This window comes from Puniceicoccus vermicola, from assembly GCF_014230055.1.
In the GTDB taxonomy this organism is placed as follows: Bacteria; Verrucomicrobiota; Verrucomicrobiia; order Opitutales; family Puniceicoccaceae; genus Puniceicoccus; species Puniceicoccus vermicola.
Genome location: NZ_JACHVA010000142.1, coordinates 1 through 19,006 on the forward strand (window position 1 = coordinate 1; position 19,006 = coordinate 19,006).

General features: G+C 55.7%; 16 protein-coding genes and 1 tRNA gene. 3 read left to right on the forward strand and 14 right to left on the reverse strand.

The window, feature by feature from the left end:
• From H5P30_RS21150 to H5P30_RS21195, 10 genes are all read right to left on the reverse strand, one after another.
• Positions 1 to 765: IS5 family transposase (locus H5P30_RS21150; RefSeq protein WP_185693583.1), on the reverse strand; the 765-nt coding region annotated here is incomplete at its 3' end.
• Positions 766 to 812: 47 nt separating this feature from the next.
• Complete coding sequence (locus H5P30_RS21155; protein ID WP_185694912.1) at positions 813 to 1,934, reverse strand: beta-propeller fold lactonase family protein; 1,122 nt, start codon at positions 1,932 to 1,934, stop codon at positions 813 to 815.
• Positions 1,935 to 2,224: 290 nt separating this feature from the next.
• Complete coding sequence (rnhC, locus tag H5P30_RS21160) at positions 2,225 to 3,178, reverse strand: ribonuclease HIII (protein ID WP_185694913.1); 954 nt, start codon at positions 3,176 to 3,178, stop codon at positions 2,225 to 2,227.
• 521 nt (positions 3,179 to 3,699) lie between these two features.
• Positions 3,700 to 4,635 (reverse strand): MJ1477/TM1410 family putative glycoside hydrolase, encoded by a 936-nt coding sequence (locus H5P30_RS21165; protein ID WP_185694914.1) that lies wholly within the window; start codon positions 4,633 to 4,635, stop codon positions 3,700 to 3,702.
• Between the two features lie 124 nt (positions 4,636 to 4,759).
• Complete coding sequence (locus tag H5P30_RS21170; RefSeq protein ID WP_185694915.1) at positions 4,760 to 8,590, reverse strand: inverse autotransporter beta domain-containing protein; 3,831 nt, start codon at positions 8,588 to 8,590, stop codon at positions 4,760 to 4,762.
• Positions 8,587 to 9,165 carry an ABC-type transport auxiliary lipoprotein family protein gene (locus H5P30_RS21175; RefSeq protein WP_185694916.1) on the reverse strand — a complete coding sequence of 193 codons (579 nt, stop codon included), beginning with the start codon at positions 9,163 to 9,165 and terminating at the stop codon, positions 8,587 to 8,589. Before H5P30_RS21175 ends, H5P30_RS21170 begins: the two co-directional genes overlap by 4 nt.
• Positions 9,162 to 10,160 carry an MlaD family protein gene (locus tag H5P30_RS21180; RefSeq protein ID WP_185694917.1) on the reverse strand — a complete coding sequence of 333 codons (999 nt, stop codon included), beginning with the start codon at positions 10,158 to 10,160 and terminating at the stop codon, positions 9,162 to 9,164. Before H5P30_RS21180 ends, H5P30_RS21175 begins: the two co-directional genes overlap by 4 nt.
• Positions 10,157 to 10,939 (reverse strand): ABC transporter ATP-binding protein, encoded by a 783-nt coding sequence (locus tag H5P30_RS21185; RefSeq protein WP_221774431.1) that lies wholly within the window; start codon positions 10,937 to 10,939, stop codon positions 10,157 to 10,159. The genes H5P30_RS21180 and H5P30_RS21185 overlap by 4 nt, the downstream gene beginning before the upstream one ends.
• Complete coding sequence (locus H5P30_RS21190; RefSeq protein ID WP_185694918.1) at positions 10,936 to 12,081, reverse strand: ABC transporter permease; 1,146 nt, start codon at positions 12,079 to 12,081, stop codon at positions 10,936 to 10,938. Before H5P30_RS21190 ends, H5P30_RS21185 begins: the two co-directional genes overlap by 4 nt.
• A gap of 6 nt (positions 12,082 to 12,087) precedes the next feature.
• On the reverse strand, positions 12,088 to 13,698 hold the full coding sequence (locus tag H5P30_RS21195; RefSeq protein WP_185694919.1) for an aspartate:alanine exchanger family transporter: 1,611 nt from the start codon (positions 13,696 to 13,698) through the stop codon (positions 12,088 to 12,090).
• A gap of 128 nt (positions 13,699 to 13,826) precedes the next feature.
• Between H5P30_RS21195 and H5P30_RS21200 the strand changes: the two genes are divergently transcribed.
• Complete coding sequence (locus H5P30_RS21200; RefSeq protein WP_185694920.1) at positions 13,827 to 14,093, forward strand: hypothetical protein; 267 nt, start codon at positions 13,827 to 13,829, stop codon at positions 14,091 to 14,093.
• Entirely contained in the window at positions 14,083 to 15,156 is a 1,074-nt protein-coding gene (dinB, locus tag H5P30_RS21205) for a DNA polymerase IV (protein WP_185694925.1), read from the forward strand. The genes H5P30_RS21200 and dinB overlap by 11 nt, the downstream gene beginning before the upstream one ends.
• Positions 15,157 to 16,277: 1,121 nt before the next feature.
• On the opposite strand, the gene H5P30_RS22350 is transcribed toward dinB, so the two are convergent.
• The 3 genes from H5P30_RS22350 to H5P30_RS21220 all read right to left on the reverse strand — a co-directional run bounded on the left by H5P30_RS22350 (position 16,278) and on the right by H5P30_RS21220 (position 18,437).
• Positions 16,278 to 16,580 (reverse strand): HPr family phosphocarrier protein, encoded by a 303-nt coding sequence (locus tag H5P30_RS22350; protein WP_185694921.1) that lies wholly within the window; start codon positions 16,578 to 16,580, stop codon positions 16,278 to 16,280.
• A gap of 134 nt (positions 16,581 to 16,714) precedes the next feature.
• Positions 16,715 to 17,425 carry a lysophospholipid acyltransferase family protein gene (locus H5P30_RS21215; RefSeq protein ID WP_185694922.1) on the reverse strand — a complete coding sequence of 237 codons (711 nt, stop codon included), beginning with the start codon at positions 17,423 to 17,425 and terminating at the stop codon, positions 16,715 to 16,717.
• The gene (locus tag H5P30_RS21220; RefSeq protein ID WP_185694923.1) at positions 17,418 to 18,437 is read right to left on the reverse strand and encodes a vWA domain-containing protein; all 1,020 of its coding nucleotides are present in this window, start codon (positions 18,435 to 18,437) and stop codon (positions 17,418 to 17,420) included. Before H5P30_RS21220 ends, H5P30_RS21215 begins: the two co-directional genes overlap by 8 nt.
• A gap of 140 nt (positions 18,438 to 18,577) precedes the next feature.
• Between H5P30_RS21220 and H5P30_RS21225 the strand changes: the two genes are divergently transcribed.
• Positions 18,578 to 18,654: transfer RNA gene (locus H5P30_RS21225), tRNA-Asp, on the forward strand.
• A gap of 156 nt (positions 18,655 to 18,810) precedes the next feature.
• Here the strand turns inward: H5P30_RS21225 and H5P30_RS21940 are convergent.
• Positions 18,811 to 19,006 (reverse strand): hypothetical protein (locus H5P30_RS21940; RefSeq protein ID WP_221774369.1); only part of this gene is annotated, 196 nt, incomplete at its 5' end.

The window sequence follows — 19,006 nt, forward strand, 5'->3', positions numbered from 1 at the left end:
GGGGAGTTGCTCGTATCGTGTAGCGACTCTTCTGTATGATTTTATTCTGCAGAAGAAGTTTTCGACGATTCTTCGAAGCCTACCGATTTCCTTGTCGTAAGAGATCGTCTCTTTTCGATTCGCTTTAGGAGGGATGACGCAGAACCCTCCCGCCGATTCAATATGACTTCTGATGCGGTTGGCATCATAGGCCTTGTCGGCGAGAACGAACTTGGCTTTCAAGTTCTTGGGAAGGGTTTCGATGGCACTGACACTGTCGTGTTCATTGCCGGGAACCAAGACAAGGGAAACGGCTCTTCCGGCAAGATTTACCACAGCAGAGAGTTTTGTATTTCTGCCACCTTTGGTTTTTCCAAGTTTTTGTTGTTCAGAATCTAAGGGACTCCGGGAAGCGTCCTGATGAGCCTTGATATGGGAGCCGTCCAGCATCAAGGCGATTTCGTAGTCAGAGTGCTGTTCCGTAAGATTCTGCAGAATCCATCCCCACATGCCTGAACCACACCAGCGGCGAAAACACCGCCAAACACTGTTCCATTTTCCATAACGTTCAGGCAACTGATTCCAAATCGAGCCCGTGCACAATATCCACCAAATCCCATTGAGCGTAGCGTCAAGGTTTCCAACCGGACGCCCTCGGTGGCTTCCTACCTCAGTGCGATATAGGTTGTTAATTTTTTTAGCTCCTCGCGAACTGCGAGAGGCATTTCGTCCGACCTGTATGTTGTCACGGATGAACAATGACAAAACTACATCTCGTTGCAACATAAATTGTTAGAAAATTCTTCTGTCCGTTGAGAATTTGTCCACGCGGCCTAGAAAGAGATGCAGACAGGTTTAGGAGCCCTTGACTCAAATTTCGGGCTGGCCAGAACTCCTGTTTCTGGATGGATCGAAAGAGAAACGATGCGGTGGTCATTTTGTCCCGCGACGAGAAGCCACTGTCCACTTGGATCAATTGCTGCCCCTCGTGGAATCTCGACGCCGGCAGGCACCTCCTCAACGAGCGTGAGAGTGCCATCTTGTGGATTGATGGAGTATTGCGAGACCGTGTCATTGCCGCGGCTGGTGACGTAGAGCCATTGCCCATTCGGGTGGAGGAGGATCGCGGCGCTGGAGAGACCATTGGCGGAAACGCTGGGATTCATTCGGGTCGGGACCGTCTCCAGGAGTTCGAGGGAACCATTGCTTGGGTCTCGGGAAAATACCGAAGTGCTCAATCCCATCTCATTATTCACGTAGGCATACTGTCCGTCTGCCGAGAGGACGATGTGTCGCGGACCTGACCCCGGAGGAACCAGGGTAAATGGTGCTTTCGCCGCCGCTAGCTCGCCTGTTGTCGGATCGATTTGAAATATCCAGATTTTGTCGCTTCCGAGATCGCAGGCGTAGAGAAACTGTCCGTCAGGGGAGGGGACCACCGAGTGGGCGTGGGGACTCTTCTGTCGTTTCTCATTGGGACCTTCGCCGATGAATTGAATCAAGGAGGCTCGTCCTCCAATGGAACCGTCCGGAAGAATCGGGTAGCTGGCAATGTTGCCGGTGCTGTAGTTGGCGACGAAGAGGACTCGACCCTCAGGATCGGTCGAAATGTGGCAGGAGCCTTTCCCTTCGCTAGGTTGTTGGTTCAGGACGACAAGAGAGCCGTCGGAGTTCCGTCGAAAAGCCTTTACCTCCGCATCCTGGCTTTCGACAACAGCATAAAGGAAATGTCGATCGGGGGATAGGCAAAGATAGCTAGGATTATCGGTCTCCGCGACCAGTTGCATTGGCCCGAGCTCACCCGATTCAGGGGACAGACTCCCCCGATAAATCCCCCTTTCCGATTGCCCTTCGGTATATGTCCCGAGGTAGAATTCGACAGGGGAAGCAGAGAGAAATTCGAAGGTGCTCATCAAGAGGAGGATGCGGGTAAGGAATTGCAGTGAAAAGCTCACAATTGAATTACGGACGAAGATTCGGGGATGATCAACCTCTGGAAAGAGTTCTCCGAAGGAGATAGAGATCAATGAGGTTCGAAAATCGCAGAGAATCTAACCTGATGAGCAAGCGACCGCGGTCCCTCTCCCGCACAGTCCGGAATCGGCGTATTCACGCTGATATTTGTTCATGAGATAGTGAGAATGGGGGAAACGGGTTCGTTCGTTCTCTGGATTCTCCTCCCCATAAGCGTCAATGAGCGCCCGCAAGCGGTAGCCAGCTCAGCTGGCTCTTCTCTCCGGGATTTTTATGAATCTTCGGCGAGGGCGATGGCCTCGTTCGAGGTTTTGAAATTGATCTTGGCGAAGCGGGGGAGGGCGTCAGGGCCGAACTTTTTGACGATGCGCACCGCCTGTTGCTTTACTTGGGCACTGGCGCCCTTGAGAAGGGGTTCTCCGGCTTCTTTGGAAAGGTCGGACATCTGGCGCACGTAGAGGGCTCGGGCGACGATGGACGCTGCAGCAACGACCGGGTCGGATTCGGCCTTGGTCATCATCCGGAGGTCGATCGGGACGTCCTTCAGGTTGCGCTGGACTAGCGGTTGCTTGGAGAATTGGTCGAGCATCCCCCATTCCACTGGTTTTACCGCAAAGGCTTCTTTGAGCACGGTGGAGTGCATCCAGGCCAGAAGGCGGTTCGTGTTTGAGCCAAACTTTTTGTAGAGGGTGTTGTACTTCTCCATGCCCATGTGGAGGGTCTTGACGACAACGCCGTCCGTCTTGCGGATTTCTTTCTCCAACGCGAAGATACGGGCGTCGGAGGCAATACTCTTACTGTCCTGAATTCCGTTCTCCCGCCAGTGACGGACCGCGGTTCCATCGGCGATGACACAAGCCACCACAAGGGGGCCAAACAGGTCTCCCTTCCCGCTCTCATCGAGACCCGCATGAGGTTCGAACCATTCGGGATGGTGAATTTCGTCGTATCCCAGCCGGGGATCGCCGGTGACTTCCGGTTCAAGAATATCGGTGACAAAATCTTCGGTCCCTTTGCCCTGAACGACCACCTTTCCGCTGGTATAGCAGACGACGTTGAAATTCTCGGCCTTGTAGGCGAAATCGGCATAGGCGACTTCGAAATCGAGGTAGGGACCGTTCTCCAGGATACCCCGGAGCTTCTCCCTCTGTTCTTCATCGAGCTTAAGGGTATAAATGGCCTTTTTCTTCGGGCCTTCGTCTTCTTGTTTGCGTTTGCGAGCCATGAGTGGGGAAAAGGCTTTCAGGTTCGGAGAGAAGGAACAAGAATTTCCGTGAGGCCGGGAGCAGGTTTGAGGAGCGTGGCATGGGGACGGTGCGTTCTCCTCCTTTTGAAATAATGAGCGTTCCTAAACTGTCTCTTCTCCCACGCATTCCGGCGTAGCCGGAAACCGCTAATTTTCGCTAATGCTCGCTAATAAGATGGAGCTGAATCTGAAATCTGCAGTTTATTTCGTTCTCAGCATTTCTCTTCCCATAAGCGTCAATGAGCGTTCAGAAACGGTTCCCAGCAAAGCTGGCTCTTCTCTCTTACGCGGTCTGATTTCGCCGGAGACCGATGATGTCCGCTTAAGAGGTAGCTGGAGGGGGAGGGGTGCTTAATGGGTTCGACTCACTCGGGTGAAGCCTATCGGCGATATCGCATCGGATACGAACATCCTTCCGATATGAAAGATCCAATTATCGGAGGATTTATCCAATCGCTCGGGAGTATATTTGAAGATACGGCTCTCCCTGAATGCCAGTATCACTTTTCAGACTCGCCCAGGGTTTCTAGGTCCCGGTCGGTGATTAGTAGAGTTATAGGGTATGCTTCTGTCTGTTTTGTGACGTAGGCTTGGCGCTTTGCGTTCTTCGGATACTCAATGACCAGTACGGGCTTCTGCTCTGTGAAGATCACTTTCAAGTATTCGAGAACCATGCGTGTGTGCTGCTTCGGTTGGAGCTTATTGCCATCTGTAAAAAGGTCTTCGATTCCAATGGCGCTGATAGTATCGACATAGTCCTTATTCGCCAACAGCTGCGAACCATTTTGCGGGATGATGAGCGCGTCGGATTTCTTCGCGCGCGCTCGATCGGCGACGGTTTTTACCCAGTCGACCATGTCCCGACGGTAGCTTTGTTTTGTCTCGGGATTGATTCGGTTATCGAGGTATTCGCCATCACTCTCCTCAAACGATTCAAAGCCATCGATTATGTCGAGATAGACGCCGTCAAAGCCCTGTTCAAATGCGCTGTCGATGGATCCCAGGATAATGCTTTGCCATTGGCTGTCCCAATAATTGACGCGATAATTGCCTTCCCAGTCTGGATTTTCGGTGCCTAGCCATGACGGTGCCGCAGCGGTGAGTTCGCCATTGCGACTCCACTCTTTACGCCAGTATGGGCGGTAGTCTTCCGCCTCACCGATAGAAATGTAGGCGATCATCTTGCGACCCGATTTTCCTGCTCGAATGTGATCGAGATCCTCGCGATTCCACGGCATATCTTCGCTGAAGTCCAAATCGAGGATGATCCAATCGCGTTTGCAGTGAGCGAGTTCCGCTATGGCATCGGCTTTGTCATTGTTGAGGGAGTTGGCTTGCAGGATGTATGCAAACGAACTGGGGGCCTTTGCGCCCAACGCGACTTGCCAGAGCGAAAGCACCGCAAATAAAGCAATAATTGGGTAGGATACTGACATTCTAGATTTTAATCTAAGAACAGATTACATCTTATGCTTTCTCCTCGGCCAATCAAATAGGAGATAGATCTGCTTTTTGAAGCGCGGGATCCTCACAGGCTGGCAGCCTGTGGTAGCGGGCGCCTTAGGGGTAGATGACGTTGTTGATCATGACGCCATCACCGCCGGTATAGGGGGCTGTGCCGGAGTCGTCGAAGGGGACGGGGGTGGCGTCGTTGTAGACGTTGTTGCCTAGGCTGGCACCCCTGAGGGTGAGGCCACCGGATTCCATACGGGCGCGGACAGCGGCACCTCCGGTAGTTCCGATGGTATTGTTGTAGATGGAGACTTCCTTGGGGCCTTGGGTGATCAGATTGATGCCGCGGGCTCCGTTGCGTTGAAGGTTGTTTTCGTAGAGGGCGACGGTCTGATCTTCGGTGCTGTAAAGAGTCATCCGGATGGCATCCTGAGAGGAGTCGTTGATGCGGTTGCCCTGGAGGGTGAAGTCAGCAGTGGTGTTGTCGCTGGTGTCGATCTGGACACCCTGCTGGGCCGAGGGTCCGATGAGGTTCGTAGCGATGATCACTTCTGTGTCGTGGTTCCCGAAGAAAGAGGTGCGAATGCCGCTGGCGTTGCCCGTGGAGGCTATCAGATTCGAACGGGCCTCGAAACGGCTGGACGAGTTATCCCGGCCGGTGAAAAGGATGCCTTCCTGGGTGGTGTTGGTAATGTTATTATTGGAGGCGGTGAGGCTGACGAGGGACCGGTTGGAGGCGTCGGCTTGGATGCCAGTCGTGGTGCTGTCGGTGATGGCGTTGGCTTGGGCCAACACGGCGACGAGGGCGTTGTTGGAGCCCAGGATGTTGATCGCCGCGGAAACAGTCTCGCGGATGGTGTTCCCACTGAGGATGACGCTCGCGTTACTGGCATTCGCCCCTTGCACCTGAATGCCGTAGTCACCGGATTTGGCGACGACGTTGTTGGAGGCGGTCGCATCCATACTGGAGGAACCAGAGGCGCGGATGAGGATTCCGCCGTTGGAAGTGTTGGAGGTGCCGTTGCCGGAGACAGTGGCCTTCATCGTAGAACCTTGGGAGGCGCGGAGAACGATCGCCCGATTGGTTGCGGTGTCGATGGTGTTGTTCGATACGGTGGTATTGACGGTTCCGCTGATTGAGCGGGCGGTGATGGCGTCTCCATCGATTGAGGAAATTTCGTTCCCAGTCACGGTAAAGTCTTGAGTACCCGTTCCCTCAAACCGTCCAACGACGGCGTTGTTTGTGCTGTTGGTCACGGAGTTTCCGCTAAAGGTGGTATCAGTGACGGCTGTTCCCGTCACTTCGAGGTCAAGGGCGGACTGGTTGTCCTCAAGGACGTTGTTGCGGATGGACGAGGTCAGCGACGAGGAATCGGTGGCTGTGAGAGTAAAGACGTTGTTCGGATCGTTCTCGAAAAGAGTGCCGGATACGGCGAGGGTGGCTTCGGCGTTTTCAGTGGTTTCGACATCGACTCCGCCGCCGTCGAAGGTCGAGTTGGAAACGGTGAGGGAGCCGGAGGAATCGTCCTCGGCGTTGAGGAAGATTCCGGCGTTGGCGAGACCAGAGGCTCCTGAGCGGGCTACGGTGATGTCGTAGGTGGCTGAGTCGGTGGCGTCGATGCGGACGCCGTTGCCAGTGAGGTTTTCAAACCCGGAGTCGGCGACGGTGTATCGACTCTCACTATCATCGGCGAGGTCGAAGTGTATCGCGTCGCCTCCGGTGTTGAAGATTCCGTTGGAGGCAAAGGTGCCCGAGGTGGCGGTGGTTCCGGTGTTGACGACTTCAATTCCGGTGCCGCCGATGGTGTCGATGCGGTTGCGGGAGGCGTTGGCGACCTCGACGTTGACGAAAGTGATGCCAGCGAAGCTGGCGGCCGAATGGCCTCCGGTAATCTCATAGCCCTGAACGCTTCCGACGGGGATGGAGGGCGAGGCGGGAGTCCCAGGAAGGGAGCCGAAGAGGAAACCACCCTGGACAATTGGGCCATCCCCGGTGCCGCCAAAGGTTTGTCCGCCCCGGCCGGTGATGGGAATGGAGCTGGAGGTGAAGCGAACGCTGTCCGTGACGGTAATGTCCTCGTTGTAGGGGCCAACGCCTCCTTGAGTCCATACTGTCCAGATTTGGCCGGAGCTGCCGAGGTTGGCGATGGCGAGATTGGCCCCGCCTTGGATGCTGTTTTGAGGATTCTGCCAGGTGCCGTTGCCAGTTGCGGACCCGCGAGCGGCGTTGACGAAGATCAGACGGGATGCGACGGTAATCTGACCAGAGGTTTCGCTCGAGGTGGAGTAGCGGGAGACGGAGATTTGGCGGCGTCCGATGTTTTCCAGAAAGGGTGAGGTGGTGAGGACGGCTTGGTAGTTGCGTGGAATGCGTTCGACGAGCCGGGACTGGAACGAAGCGTAGGGGTTGTACGCTTCGGTTTTGGGACCTTCGGTCGTGTCGTGCAACGGTTTGGAGGTGACGGGGGGGACCGGGCCACCGCCGATGGTCATGCTGGCACGGGCTCCCAGATACCACGTCGAGCCGAGGAGTTCTTCGTCCTGATACCAGGAGGCGTCGAGGAGAAGAAAGGAAAAGGGGCGGGCTTCGATGCGTGCCTTCGGACCGACGATGTCGTCGCCGTAGGGATTATCGAAGGAGTAAAAACCTCCGTAGAACCGGACCGGAAAGAGGGTGTATTTCTCGGGAAGCAGAATCCCGGCCTCCCCATCAAACCCTTGTAGAGCCCGCTCATACTGTTCGAAGAACTGCGTGGTGGTCGTCCGCTGGAAATTGGTGGTGGTGGTGGTGGTGAAGGGTTGGTAGACGCTGTGATTTCTGGCGTAGAGGGAGCCGTAGGACGTCGATGAGGTGGTCGAGGAGGATGTTGAAGAGCTGGTGCGGGAGGTTTCGTCGACCTTGTTCTCCGTGCTCTCCGGTAGATAGCCGTTTATCCGAAGGTCGAGAAAGGGCGACATCCATTCGATCCCGGCGCCGACTTGATTGTAGTCGTAGTTGCTGACGGCGTGAGTGAAATCGTAGAAGACGTTTGCACCGAAGATCCACGGAAAGTCTCCTCCCATGAAGGATCCCTCACCGTGAAGGGTGCGGATGCCGAGACCGAGAGAGGCGGTGGTCATGATGTCCTCAGTCGTCGCGATGCGCGGAACGAAGAAAGCGATGGTGTGGACGTAGTCCGACCTCGACTGCCAGAAGGGGACGAGGGCATCCATATAGATGTCCGACTGGGATCCGGCAAGGGTGGCCCCGACTCCAACGACGGAGGGAGAAGAAATTTTCAGCATCGGCTCAACGCTATCCACCTGATTGCGATAATCCATTGAGCCCGACTGGGACGAGGCGGAGGCGGCAGGAGCGGTCTCGGTCGGAATTGCATTTGGATCGTAACCGGGAATCTCCAAGGTGAGAGGAAATACGAGGGATTCGTCGGTATTTGGCGGGGTGCGCTGGGCGTCGGCGGTTACCGTCTGTGGACGGCTCGCTGGCGGTTCGGTAGCTGCGGAGGTCGCGGCAGTGGTGGCCGCAGCTTTTGGGGGCGCGGTATCGTTTTTCGCTGCCGGAACGCTTTCCGGAGGCGGGGAGTTTGTCTCGACGATCGGTTGGGTTCCTGGGGTGGTCTCGGGGGAGAGGCTTGCGGCAGATTTTGGCTTGGCGGGCGGCAAGTCGACGGGGAAAAGTTCATCGGCTCCGTAGGGGGCGGGAGTCTCTTCTGCGGGCACGGGAGGTGCGATTCCGTTCACGGTGACGGTCGCTCCTTCCTTCGGCTCGGTTGGGAGGGGGTCAAAGGCTCGGTCGGAGACAAAGCGGTATCCCGTCAACGGGGTGATCTTCTCATCTTCGGCAGTCTCTCCTTGGGAAGGAGTGAGCTGGAAAAGAAGAAGAGGAAGGATGGCCAGAGGAATCAGGCCGAGGAGTCGAAATTTGCCGATCGTTTTCACTCGGAGGTTTGAGAATGCTGAGAAGTTTCAGAGGTTGGACGCGGGAAAACTTTTAGGATTTCGCTGACGGTGGACTGTAAGAGAGTTTGATATCCCTTAAGATAAGAGGCTGGAGCCTCTGGATCCCAGATATTTTTTACCAAAACTTTAGAAATTGGGAAAATTTCGGAGGTGTCGGTGGAGGAGAAGATCAGTTCGCAGATGGAAAGACCCGAGCCGTCACTAAGAAGGATGAATCGAGCGAACGTGATTTCAACCCGCTGGTTGGGCGGGTAAGGCTCTTTCTGTGAGAGGGCCAAAGCCATCTCGCGTTGAAGGGCGCGGGAGAGAGACTCGGCCCAGATGAAGTTCGGCAGGGAGGTGAGGGATCCGTTTTCGTCGGCATACCAGACCGTGCTCTCGTTCATGTAGCTGGGGAGCGAGATGCTGAAGACGGGGGCGGCGTATTCGGTGTCCGGCGAGACCTCATGCGGGAGGATCAAGGTCGCCGGTTTGGCTTGGTCGTTGACCGGCTGTAGATTTGCGCAAGAGCAGAGGAAGAGGACTGCTAAGAGGCTAAGAGAGGATCGAATCATGGTGTTTGTCTTCCGAATATGAGAGCGTTGGGATGGCGTCGAATGAACTCCAGGAGAGACTGGAATGCGAGCGTGGTTTCCTGGATGTCGGAGAGAGTCCGCTCCAGATCGGCAACGGGACCGGTGTAGCTGTCGAACATCGTCGAAAAACTGTTGCTGATCTTGTCGAGAGAAACGGCGGTGAGCGCCATCTGGTTGAGCGTCTTGGCGAGAGGTTCGCCGAGAGTGCCCTCGCCCTTATTCAGGTTCGTGATAAACTCGTTGAGAGAATCGGCGGTGCCGCCGAATTGTTGGGCCGTCTTCTGGATTTCTCCGGAATCGACGAAGTTCTTAATCGAGAGAAGGGTGTCGTTAAGATTTTTCGCGGTGCCGCTGGACTTGAAACTTTCCAAGGTGTCGTTGATGGTCACGATCATCTGGTTGAGATTTTGGCTCATCTCAGGAAAGTTGATCTGGCTGACGTCGTTGACGATCTTCACCATCTGGTCGGTGACATCTGCCAGGAGGGAGGGTACCGAGGGAATGTAGTTGAGGTTCCCGTCGAAGACTTTCGGAGACTCGTTTACGGAGTTCGGCGGTCGGTAGTCGAGGTCGATGTAGAGCTGACCAGTGACCATGCTGCTGTTTTCGAGCTTCGCCGTAAGACCGTTGCGTATAGCCGCTTCGTAGTTCTTCTTTTCGGAGATAGCGACCGAGACTCCGAGTTTGTTCTGGAGGCGGCTGATATCGACCTCGTAAATAACCGGGATGCCGGGGGGAGTCGAGGCGTCGTCGAGGCTCAGGCGGATTTCATCGACTTGACCGATTTCCACTCCGCGGAAACGTACCCGGGAACCTTTGTTCAGGCCGCGAACCGATTCGTTGAAGAAGGAGACGAAGTGGGTTTTCTTCTCGAAAAAGTCGGTGAGTCCGAAGAAAAACAGGCTTCCGACGAAGAGAGAGCCCGAGAGGAAGAGGAAAAGCCCGATGCGGAACTTCAATTTACGTTGGTTCATGTGGCGGATTCTCCTCCAGGCTTACGTCGATTGAGGAAGTCGCGGATTTCCTCGTGGCTTGATGTCATTTTCATCTCTTTAGGATTTCCCACTTCCATTTGACGGCGGGTGCGAGCATCGAGAAAAACGGCACGGTGGGCGAGGGTAAAGATGCTCTCCAATTCGTGGGAGACGATCACCGTGGTCGTATTCAGGCTTTGGTTTAGTTCGAGGATTGTTTCGTCGAGCTGGCGGGAAGTTAGCGGATCGAGACCAGCAGAGGGCTCGTCGAAATAAAGGATGCTGGGATCGAGCGCGAGGGCACGGGCGAGGCCAGCCCGTTTAATCATACCCCCGCTGATTTCGTGTGGAAATTTGTGAAGGGCGCTGCCGAGCTCGACAAGGCCGAGCTTGTAGCCGGCGAGCTCGAGGATGTCCTTCTCAGTCAGTTTTGTGTGGATCCGCAGCGGGAGGGCGACGTTCTCGAGCAGGGTCATGGAGCTGAAGAGGGCTCCTCCTTGATAGAGAACACCGGTATTGCGGAGGATCGACTGCTGCATTTCGTGGTCCTCCTCGGTGAACTCACGATCGCCGTAGTAGATGGAGCCGGAGACAGGAGGAATCAATCCGATCAGCGTTTTGAGCAGTGTGCTCTTGCCGGATCCGCTCCCTCCCATGATGAAGAAAATCTCTCCTTTGCGGATGCCGAGATTGATACCCTCCATGATGGCCTTGCCGGAGTACCCGATCGAGAGGTCCTGGGTAAGGATATCGGCGGTGTCTGGTTCGGTTGTGCTCAAATTCCGTAAATGTTGAAGAGGACGGCGAAGATTGCGTCAGCGACGATGATCAGGACGATGGAAGTGACCACGGAGGAGGTGGCGGCGTTCCCCACTGATTCGGCGCTGGATCCGGCGGCCATGCCGCGGAAGCAACCAGTCATGGCGATGATTCCTCCGAAGACGACGCTTTTGCCGATGCCGCTAAAAAAACTGGTGCCGGTGATGGCGCTGGCCGTCTGAGTCAGGAACTGGATCGCGGAAATATCCATGAACCCGACCGAGACGATCATCCCTCCGAAGATCCCGGAGAGGCCCGCCATAAAGGCGAGAACGGGCATCATGATCGAGAGGGTGGCGAGACGGGGAAGGACAATGAAGTCAAAGGCCGAGATGCCCATGGTCTGCAGAGCGTTGAGCTCGTTATTGGCCTTCATACTTCCGATCTGGGCGGCGAAGGCTGAGCCTGTGCGTCCGGCGAGGATGACCCCCGTCATCATGGCTCCCATCTCCCGGAACATGGCGATGGAAACCAGATCGGCGACGAAAATATCCGCCCCGAATTTCGAAAGTTGGATCGCCCCGACGAAGGCGAGAATCAATCCGGTCAGGAAGCTGATGAGAAAAACGATTCCGATCGAGCGCCCGGTGTTCTCCCAGAGGAGGTTCAACAGGTCGGATTTCTGGTAGACTGCTTTCCCCCGGACGAGTCGACCGAAGCTTTGGGCGGTTTCACCGATAAAGTTCAGAAAATCCCGGAATCCGTTGTAGAATTGGATCCCCTTGTCCCCCAGAATGTGGATAAACGAATCTTTCTCAGGCGGTGTATCCGTAGCCTCGCTCTGGCGGGCGGAGTTGGCCCGGTCGAGCAGGGGGGTGATCGAATCGGGGAATCCCGCTAGCTCGGTCTTCGTACCTTGTTCAGCGAGCGCTTCCTGCGTGCGGCAGAGGCAGAGGATCAGAGAACTATCCCAATGAGTGACGGCCGATCCATCGAGTTCGACGGGAGCTCTTGAATCGGTCAATCCTTCGAGTGATGGGATCGCTGGCGATTCGCCATGAATCGTGAAGGGGCCGGAGTAGAGGATGCGAGATAGCCCGTCGACGGTTTCCGTTCGGATCTCAGCCGCAGGGGGCCGTGAGTCTGGGAGATCGCGGCTCATTGGTGACTAGGTGGTGCTGACAATCATTTTCGCAAACACGGTCATCAAGATCAATGCAGCCGGATAGGCCGTGGCATAGCTGATCACCGGGACCGGCGACTCGGTCTTGGAACTGATCACACCGAGGGCGGGGGTCGAGGTCATGGCCCCACAAGCACCGCCTAAGGTTTGAAGGAAATTCAATTTCAGGAATTTACGGCAGACGAAATAGGCGAGGCAGAGCGGAACGATTACGATCAGCATGCCAGCGACCAAAAGTGTCCACCCTTGAGTCATCAGAGTCTCGACGATGTTCATTCCCCCCTTGATTCCCGCTGAAGCGAGAAAGAGCGCGAGCCCGAACTCTTGCAACAACAGCCGGGTCGGTCGGGGGATGTAGCCCGTGATTTTTCCTACCTTTCCGAAGTGTCCCAAGATTAATCCGACCAGGAGAGGACCGCCCGCCAGACCGAGAGTGATGGCGCTGGAGCCGGGCAGTGCGAAAGGAACCATGCCGAAGAGGATACCGAGGGCGAGCCCGATGGAAAGAGAAATGAGATCGGTCTCCCCGAGGCTCTGTGGGCGGTGTCCGACAAAGTCGGAGAAAGTGGCAAGGCTTTCCTGAGGACCGACGACAGTGATCTGATCGCCGTTTTCGATGCGGGTATGGTTGCCAGCGGCGAACTCGTAGTCGAGTCGGCGGACCCGAGTGACGATGACCCCGTGCTCGCGAAGAGGTCCGATCTCTTTGATGGTTCGGCCCACCACATTCTTGGAGGTGACGAGAAGCAGTCGACGCTCGTTCTCGGCGTCGCGAACGAGGGGCTCTTTGCATTCTTCCCCGAGGTAATCGATGGCAATCTTCATCTCGCGGTTCCGCCCAACGAGGTAGAGTTTTTGCCCGATGGAGAAAGTGTCTTCGTAGCGGAGGGGAACGAGCTGAGCCCCTTTTTGCACCCGGGAAACGGTGCAGGATTCGAATTCTTCGAGGCCGCTGTTGGAGATCTTCTTGCCCGCAAGATTGGGATTGGTGACTTCGACAAGGGCGGTGCGCACGATGTCGTCAGCCTCATCCTTCACCTCGTCTTTCATTTGGGAAAGATCAATCTTGAGGATTCGCGGCAGCAGTTGGACGAAAAGGACGACGGCGATGACCCCGAAAGGATAGGCGATCCCGTATCCGACGACCAAGTTCGATTGTCCGGCGGTGGAAAGAGCCTCCGTGGCGGCAGCCAGAGCCGGTGTACTCGTCAGGGCTCCGGCGAAGAGTCCTCCGGCCAGATCAAAGGGAATGTTGAACAGCCATGCTACGGCATAGGTCGTAGCGGTTCCGATGAGGACGACGACGACCGAGAGCTTGAGGAGGGCAATCCCCTCACGCTTGAGGCTCGAGAAAAAGCGGTTCCCGGCGCCCACTCCCACACAGTAGGCGAACAGAAGGAGCCCGATGGTCCCCGTAGCCGCTGGAACGGTGTAGCCAAAGTGACCCGCAACCAAAGCGAGAAAAAGAACCCCGGAGGTCCCGAGATTGATCCCTTTGATACTAATCTTGCCCAAAGCCATTCCCACCCCGAGGAGGAGGAAGAGCAGTAGATAAGGATTTCCGAGAGTTTGTTCGAGGAAGCTAGGTTCAGGCATGGTTTCAATACCTCGCTAGTGACCCGAGCTGAACGATGCAAACGGGAAAGCGGGTCGGCCCGAGAAAGAATGTCATCTCCTTGCGTTATCGGCCCCGGATGTCTTAGATTCTCTCGGTACCCCAATTTATGAATGCCGAAACCATTCTACTCGTCTTCGAAATTTGTTTTCTGATCCTCTTCACCGGGTTTGGTGTCCGATTTGTATTTTACGATGAGGATGGCCCAAATCTGGATGCTTTTTACAAAAAGTATCTCAACGGGAGGGTCCGTAAGAAATATGCCGAGTTCACCCGTACGGTCGGTTTTCTCCTGCTGACCGTTTCAGTCGTCTATCTTGCGCTTTTGATCTGGAATCAATTCTCTCCGGTGGTTCTGTTGTTCACTGGTGACTGATTCTCTGGCTTCTTCCTCTTCGCGTAAAATCATCCATGTCGATATGGATTGTTTTTACGCGGCGGTAGAGATGAGAGACGATCCCGCCCTCCGCAAGGTGGCCTTGGCTGTCGGGGGATCCGGTCGGCGCGGGGTTGTGTGCACCTGTAATTATAAGGCGCGCTCCTTCGGGGTTCGTTCTGCAATGCCGAACTTCATGGCCCTGCAGCGATGTCCCGAGTTGGTCTTTGTCCGGCCGCGATTTGAGCACTATCGGGAAATTTCCCGGGGGATTCGCGAGATCTTTTATTCCTATACGCCCTTGGTGGAGCCGCTTTCTCTCGATGAGGCCTATTTGGACGTATCCGGGCTCGGCCGCCCGGCGACGGAGATCGCGACCGAGATTCGCGAGCGAATCCGTAAGACCTTCCGCCTGCCGGTCTCGGCTGGAGTCGCCCCGAACAAGCTCTTGGCGAAGATCGCCAGTGATTGGCGCAAACCCAATGGCCAGTTCGTCATTCGCCCCTCTGGAGTCGAGAAGTTTATGGAGGATCTCCCGGTCCGTCGATTGTGGGGCGTAGGGCGTCGTGCGGAGGAAAAGTTGGAGCGGATGGGCTGCAGCACCTGCAAAGAATTGCGGGAGCTTTCGATCCAGGCTCTGGAGGAGGCCTTCGGTAAGTTTGGTCTCGAGCTCTACTATCAAGCCCGGGGGCAGGATGAACGCGCGGTCCAGCCGTCACGCATCCGCAAATCCTTGAGTAATGAGAGAACTTACTCGGAAGAGATCAGGACCGAGGAGGAACTGATTGAGCGAGTCGGGGATCTCCATGAGGAGCTTTGCGCGGACCTCGCCAGCCGTCCGGAATTGCGGGATAAAATCGCCGGCCCATTTGTCAAAGTGAAGTTCACCGACTTCTCGCAAACCACCATCAGCCGTACCGGCATTGGCTGGGACCTCCCGGTCTATGTCGAGCTCGGCAAGGAAGCCTTCAGCCGCAAAGAAATCGGAGCCCGCCTCTTGGGGGTAGGCGTCCGCTTCGTCGAGTCGGGAACGGTCGGAGGACAGCTCCTACTCCAACTCTAGGCCCGCGGAAAGAACGGGAAAGCCAAAGTAGCGAGAGCTTCCAGCTCTCGATTTGCGTGGGAAGGGAGAGAGCTGGAAGCTCTCACTACTTCGGCTGGGTTGCCTGGGAGGCCTTTTGCGGTGGTGAAGAGAAGGTAGCGAGAGCATCCTGCTCTCGATTTGCGTGGGAAGGGAGAGAGCTGGAAGCTCTCACTACTCTGGCTGGGTTGCCTGGGTAGGGCTTTTGCGGTGGGGAAGAGAAGGTAGCGAGAGCATCCTGCTCTCGATTTGCGTCGGAAGTGAGAGAGCTGGAAGCTCTCACTACTTTGGCTTGATTGCCCGGTAGGTCTTTTGCGGTGGTGAAGAGAAGGTAGACTATGGTTGGGTCACCGAGGTAGGCCTTTTGCGGTGGTGAAGAGAAGGTAGCGAGAGCATCCTGCTCTCGATTTGCGTCGGAAGGGAGAGAGCTGGAAGCTCTCACTACTCTGGCTGGGTTGCCTGGGTAGGGCTTTTGCGGTGGGGAAGAGAAGGTAGCGAGAGCTTCCAGCTCTCGATTTGCGTCGGAAGTGAGAGAGCTGGAAGCTCTCACTACTTTGGCTTGATTGCCCGGTAGGTCTTTTGCGGTGGTGAAGAGAAGGTAGCGAGAGCTTCCAGCTCTCGATTTGCGTGGGAAGGGAGAGAGAGCTGGAAGCTCTCACTACTATGGTTGGGTCACCGAGGTAGGCCTTTTGCGGTGGTGAAGAGAAGGTAGCGAGAGCATCCTGCTCTCGATTTGCGTCGGAAGGGAGAGAGCTAGAAGCTCTCACTACTTTGGCTGGATCGCCCGGTAGGCCTTTTGCGGTGGGTGAAGAGAAGGTAGCGAGAGCATCCTGCTCTCGATTTGCGTCAGAAGGGAGAGAGCTGGAAGCTCTCACTACTTCGGCTGGGTTGCCTGGGAGGTCTTTTGCGGTGGTGAAGAGAAGGTAGCGAGAGCATCCTGCTCTCGATTTGCGCCGGAAGGGAGAGAGCTGGAGTGGCAAGAAGAGCGATTTTTCTCGAAAGAGGGGGCTCGTGCGCAAATTCGGTTGAGCCTTCCAGCTTTCGTTTGTCTAGGATTGGACCTAGACCCGTTTCGGCCAGTCCAGACCTTCTCCGAGGGCTCCTTACGCTTCCTCGAACTTCTTCTCGAACAGTTCGGTCATCTCCTTCTTGAATTCAGCGGGGTCGCCGCCGTCGGTGGAGAATGTGAGAACGGAACCGGGTCCTGCTGCCAACATCATGAGGCCCATGATGCTTTTGCCATTTACCTTTTCTCCGTCCTTCTCGACCCAGACATCGCCCGGAAAGCGGTTGGCGATGCGAACGATCATAGCGGCCGGACGGGCGTGTATGCCCATCTTGTTGGATACGGTTAAAGGAAAGTTATCCGCGTTGCCGGAACTGCTAGGGGAGGATTCTGCTGCCATTGAAGGAGTCATTTGAAATTATTTGTTTGATGAAACGATCTTCGGAGCGGTTTTGCAATGACTTTTCCCAGAACTGTGATCAGAGCGGTCGGGCGAGGCATAAATCGCATGGCTGAAGATTCGAGGGGAAGTGGTTACATCTGGGGGGGCGGGACGAGGGGGTCTTCGGTAATTTTGTTCATCTCGGATTGAAGAAAGGCGCAGGATTCCACCTCGGTTCGGCCTTCCTGTAGCTTTTCTTTGGAGATGTGGTGGAAGCGGATATCAATCCGACTGAAAGGTTTGGGCAGGTAGAATCGATCCCAGGAATTGAGGCGCCAAGCCCGGTGAAAAGTGGCCCCAACGAGAATGAGGGGAGATTGAGCCTGTTTGGAGAGGAATACGGCGCCGGGCCGAAGATGGTAAATGGGGCCGCGAGAGCCATCTGGAGTCAGGCAAAGATCCTCTCCTGATTTATGAACGGCGAGCATCTCGCGGGCGGCTCGTATCCCCCGGCGGTGTGAAGATCCCCGGATAATGGTCGTCCCCAGCATCTGGAAGACGGCAGCGGGCCATGCCCCGTCACGGCTGGTGCTGGTGATCGCCGACATCCGAAAAGGCCGCTTAAACTTCTTCTTCGCGATGGCGGCGAGAAGGATGTGATTGTGCCAGAATATAATGATGGCCGGTTCTTTGATCGACGTCGCCTTTTTCAGCTCTTGGGGATCGATTCGAATCCGCAGGGTAAGAGCCCAAAGCTTGATCAGGATTAGCCCGGGAAAAACGATCAGGCGGCGGCGGAGGGAAGGACGAAAGATCGGGACATCCGTATCCCCGTATCGTCTGGTATAGGTTTGTTCAGTCAAAGCTGCGGTACTTTCCGTTATTTTTCTTGGCGAGGCGGCTGAACCCTTTGGCATCCTCCGGGTCCACGGCGAAGCCGATCGTGTGGATCCGAGCTTCTTCGGCAAGCTGGGACTGACGATCTTTGATCCGATCTTCCAGCTCGTTCCACGACAGGTTCTGATATCCCCGACCTCCGGGCGAGGTACGTTGATAGCTGCCGTCGGAAAGAAGGAAAATGACCTCGGGCTCCATGTCGAAAGCCGCCTCCAGCACGGCGCCGACTCCGTCTTCCCCCTCATACTTGAGGCCACGGAGAGTCCCGCTGGTGCGAAACTCTTGGTTCATCCAGCGAATGGCGGCCTCTTTGTTGTTCGCTGTTGCCGGGATCAGGGAGCTCTGAAAGGTTTGATACTGCCGCGAATGCTGGATGATCCCGAAAAGGGTGTTGGCATTGAGCTCACGAATCAGCCGGATGGTCTCGTTTTTGATTTCGGTAACGGGCATATTCGCCTCGGTCATCGCTTCGACGACCGAGGCCGAGACGTCGACGACGATCAGGACGCGGCTGGCACTGTCCTCGATGCCGAGAAAAGAGATGGAAGAGGACTCTCCGACGAGCCCCTGCATCATTCCGCCGATCCCTGCGCTTCCGAAGAGGGTGCTGCCCACTGGGCTAACGGTATCGGGAGGCTGCGGGCTGAAATCCATCGGAGGCACTTCCGGGAGCTGTGGGAGCTGACTCGGTGTCATCCGCGAAACCTGAATCTTCTCCATCTGCATCGGAGACTTGGCTGCCTGCTGAAACTCGGCGACCGCCATCTTGTGCTCCAATTTCCGCTGCGGCAGATAGATCGTCTTCTTGGCAGTGAATTGCGGGTCCTCTTTTTCAGTCGGTACCAATACCACGACGAAAATGGTGGTGAAGACCAGGGCTACCTGAATGGCGATCGCCAGAAAGAGCGCGCCGACCAACTTCTTCTTTTTCGGCTTCTTCTGGTTGGCGGAGTAGGCCTGGAGAGGGGAGTCCGTCATGCTTAGAAATGCAGTAGAGCCTCAGGTCCATTCTGGCGAATCATTTCCCAAATTTTGGCGCGAAGATATTTTTTTTAAATTCTTTCGAGAACGGTCTTGACTCAGCCTCTCTCCAAAGCAACCTCCATCTCTTTCCCTTTGGGGTAGTAGCTCAGTTGGTTAGAGCGCCGGCCTGTCACGCCGGAGGCCGCGGGTTCGAGTCCCGTCTATCCCGCCATTTTGGTAATGGCGTTTCCAAAGGGTCTATTCCCAATGGCACTTAGATAAGGCGTTTTTCTGAACGATCTGTGTCACTTTTTGCGTCTGCTTGGGGAAACAACCATTTGGTGTCTAGGTTTGGTCATAAGTTGGAATTTTTTGGGTCTTCTTTTCTTCACTCTGGGCTGGTGTCGTCCTGGCCTGAGGGGGAGTTTTTCGTCATGGATAAGTTCTTCGATAGCGGTTTGTAGCCGAACTTTTCCGACATATGTGCGGGTTCGGAATAGCTCGCAACAGCGCCTGAGAGCTTCGCGAGCCCCGGTAAAGCTGATTTGCCGGGGAGAAGCTCCGCGGCATGCCCGGAGCATTTG

What these genes read in the sequence shown, in the direction of transcription:
- H5P30_RS21165 (WP_185694914.1), bottom strand. Translation starts at nt 4,635, where the DNA reads ATGTCAGTATCCTACCCAATTATTGCTTTATTTGCGGTGCTTTCGCTC.
- H5P30_RS21200 (WP_185694920.1), top strand. Translation starts at nt 13,827, where the DNA reads ATGAATGCCGAAACCATTCTACTCGTCTTCGAAATTTGTTTTCTGATC.
- H5P30_RS21190 (WP_185694918.1), bottom strand. Translation starts at nt 12,081, where the DNA reads ATGAGCCGCGATCTCCCAGACTCACGGCCCCCTGCGGCTGAGATCCGA.
- H5P30_RS21175 (WP_185694916.1), bottom strand. Translation starts at nt 9,165, where the DNA reads ATGATTCGATCCTCTCTTAGCCTCTTAGCAGTCCTCTTCCTCTGCTCT.
- rnhC (WP_185694913.1), bottom strand. Translation starts at nt 3,178, where the DNA reads ATGGCTCGCAAACGCAAACAAGAAGACGAAGGCCCGAAGAAAAAGGCC.
- H5P30_RS22350 (WP_185694921.1), bottom strand. Translation starts at nt 16,580, where the DNA reads ATGGCAGCAGAATCCTCCCCTAGCAGTTCCGGCAACGCGGATAACTTT.
- H5P30_RS21195 (WP_185694919.1), bottom strand. Translation starts at nt 13,698, where the DNA reads ATGCCTGAACCTAGCTTCCTCGAACAAACTCTCGGAAATCCTTATCTA.
- H5P30_RS21220 (WP_185694923.1), bottom strand. Translation starts at nt 18,437, where the DNA reads ATGACGGACTCCCCTCTCCAGGCCTACTCCGCCAACCAGAAGAAGCCG.
- H5P30_RS21180 (WP_185694917.1), bottom strand. Translation starts at nt 10,160, where the DNA reads ATGAACCAACGTAAATTGAAGTTCCGCATCGGGCTTTTCCTCTTCCTC.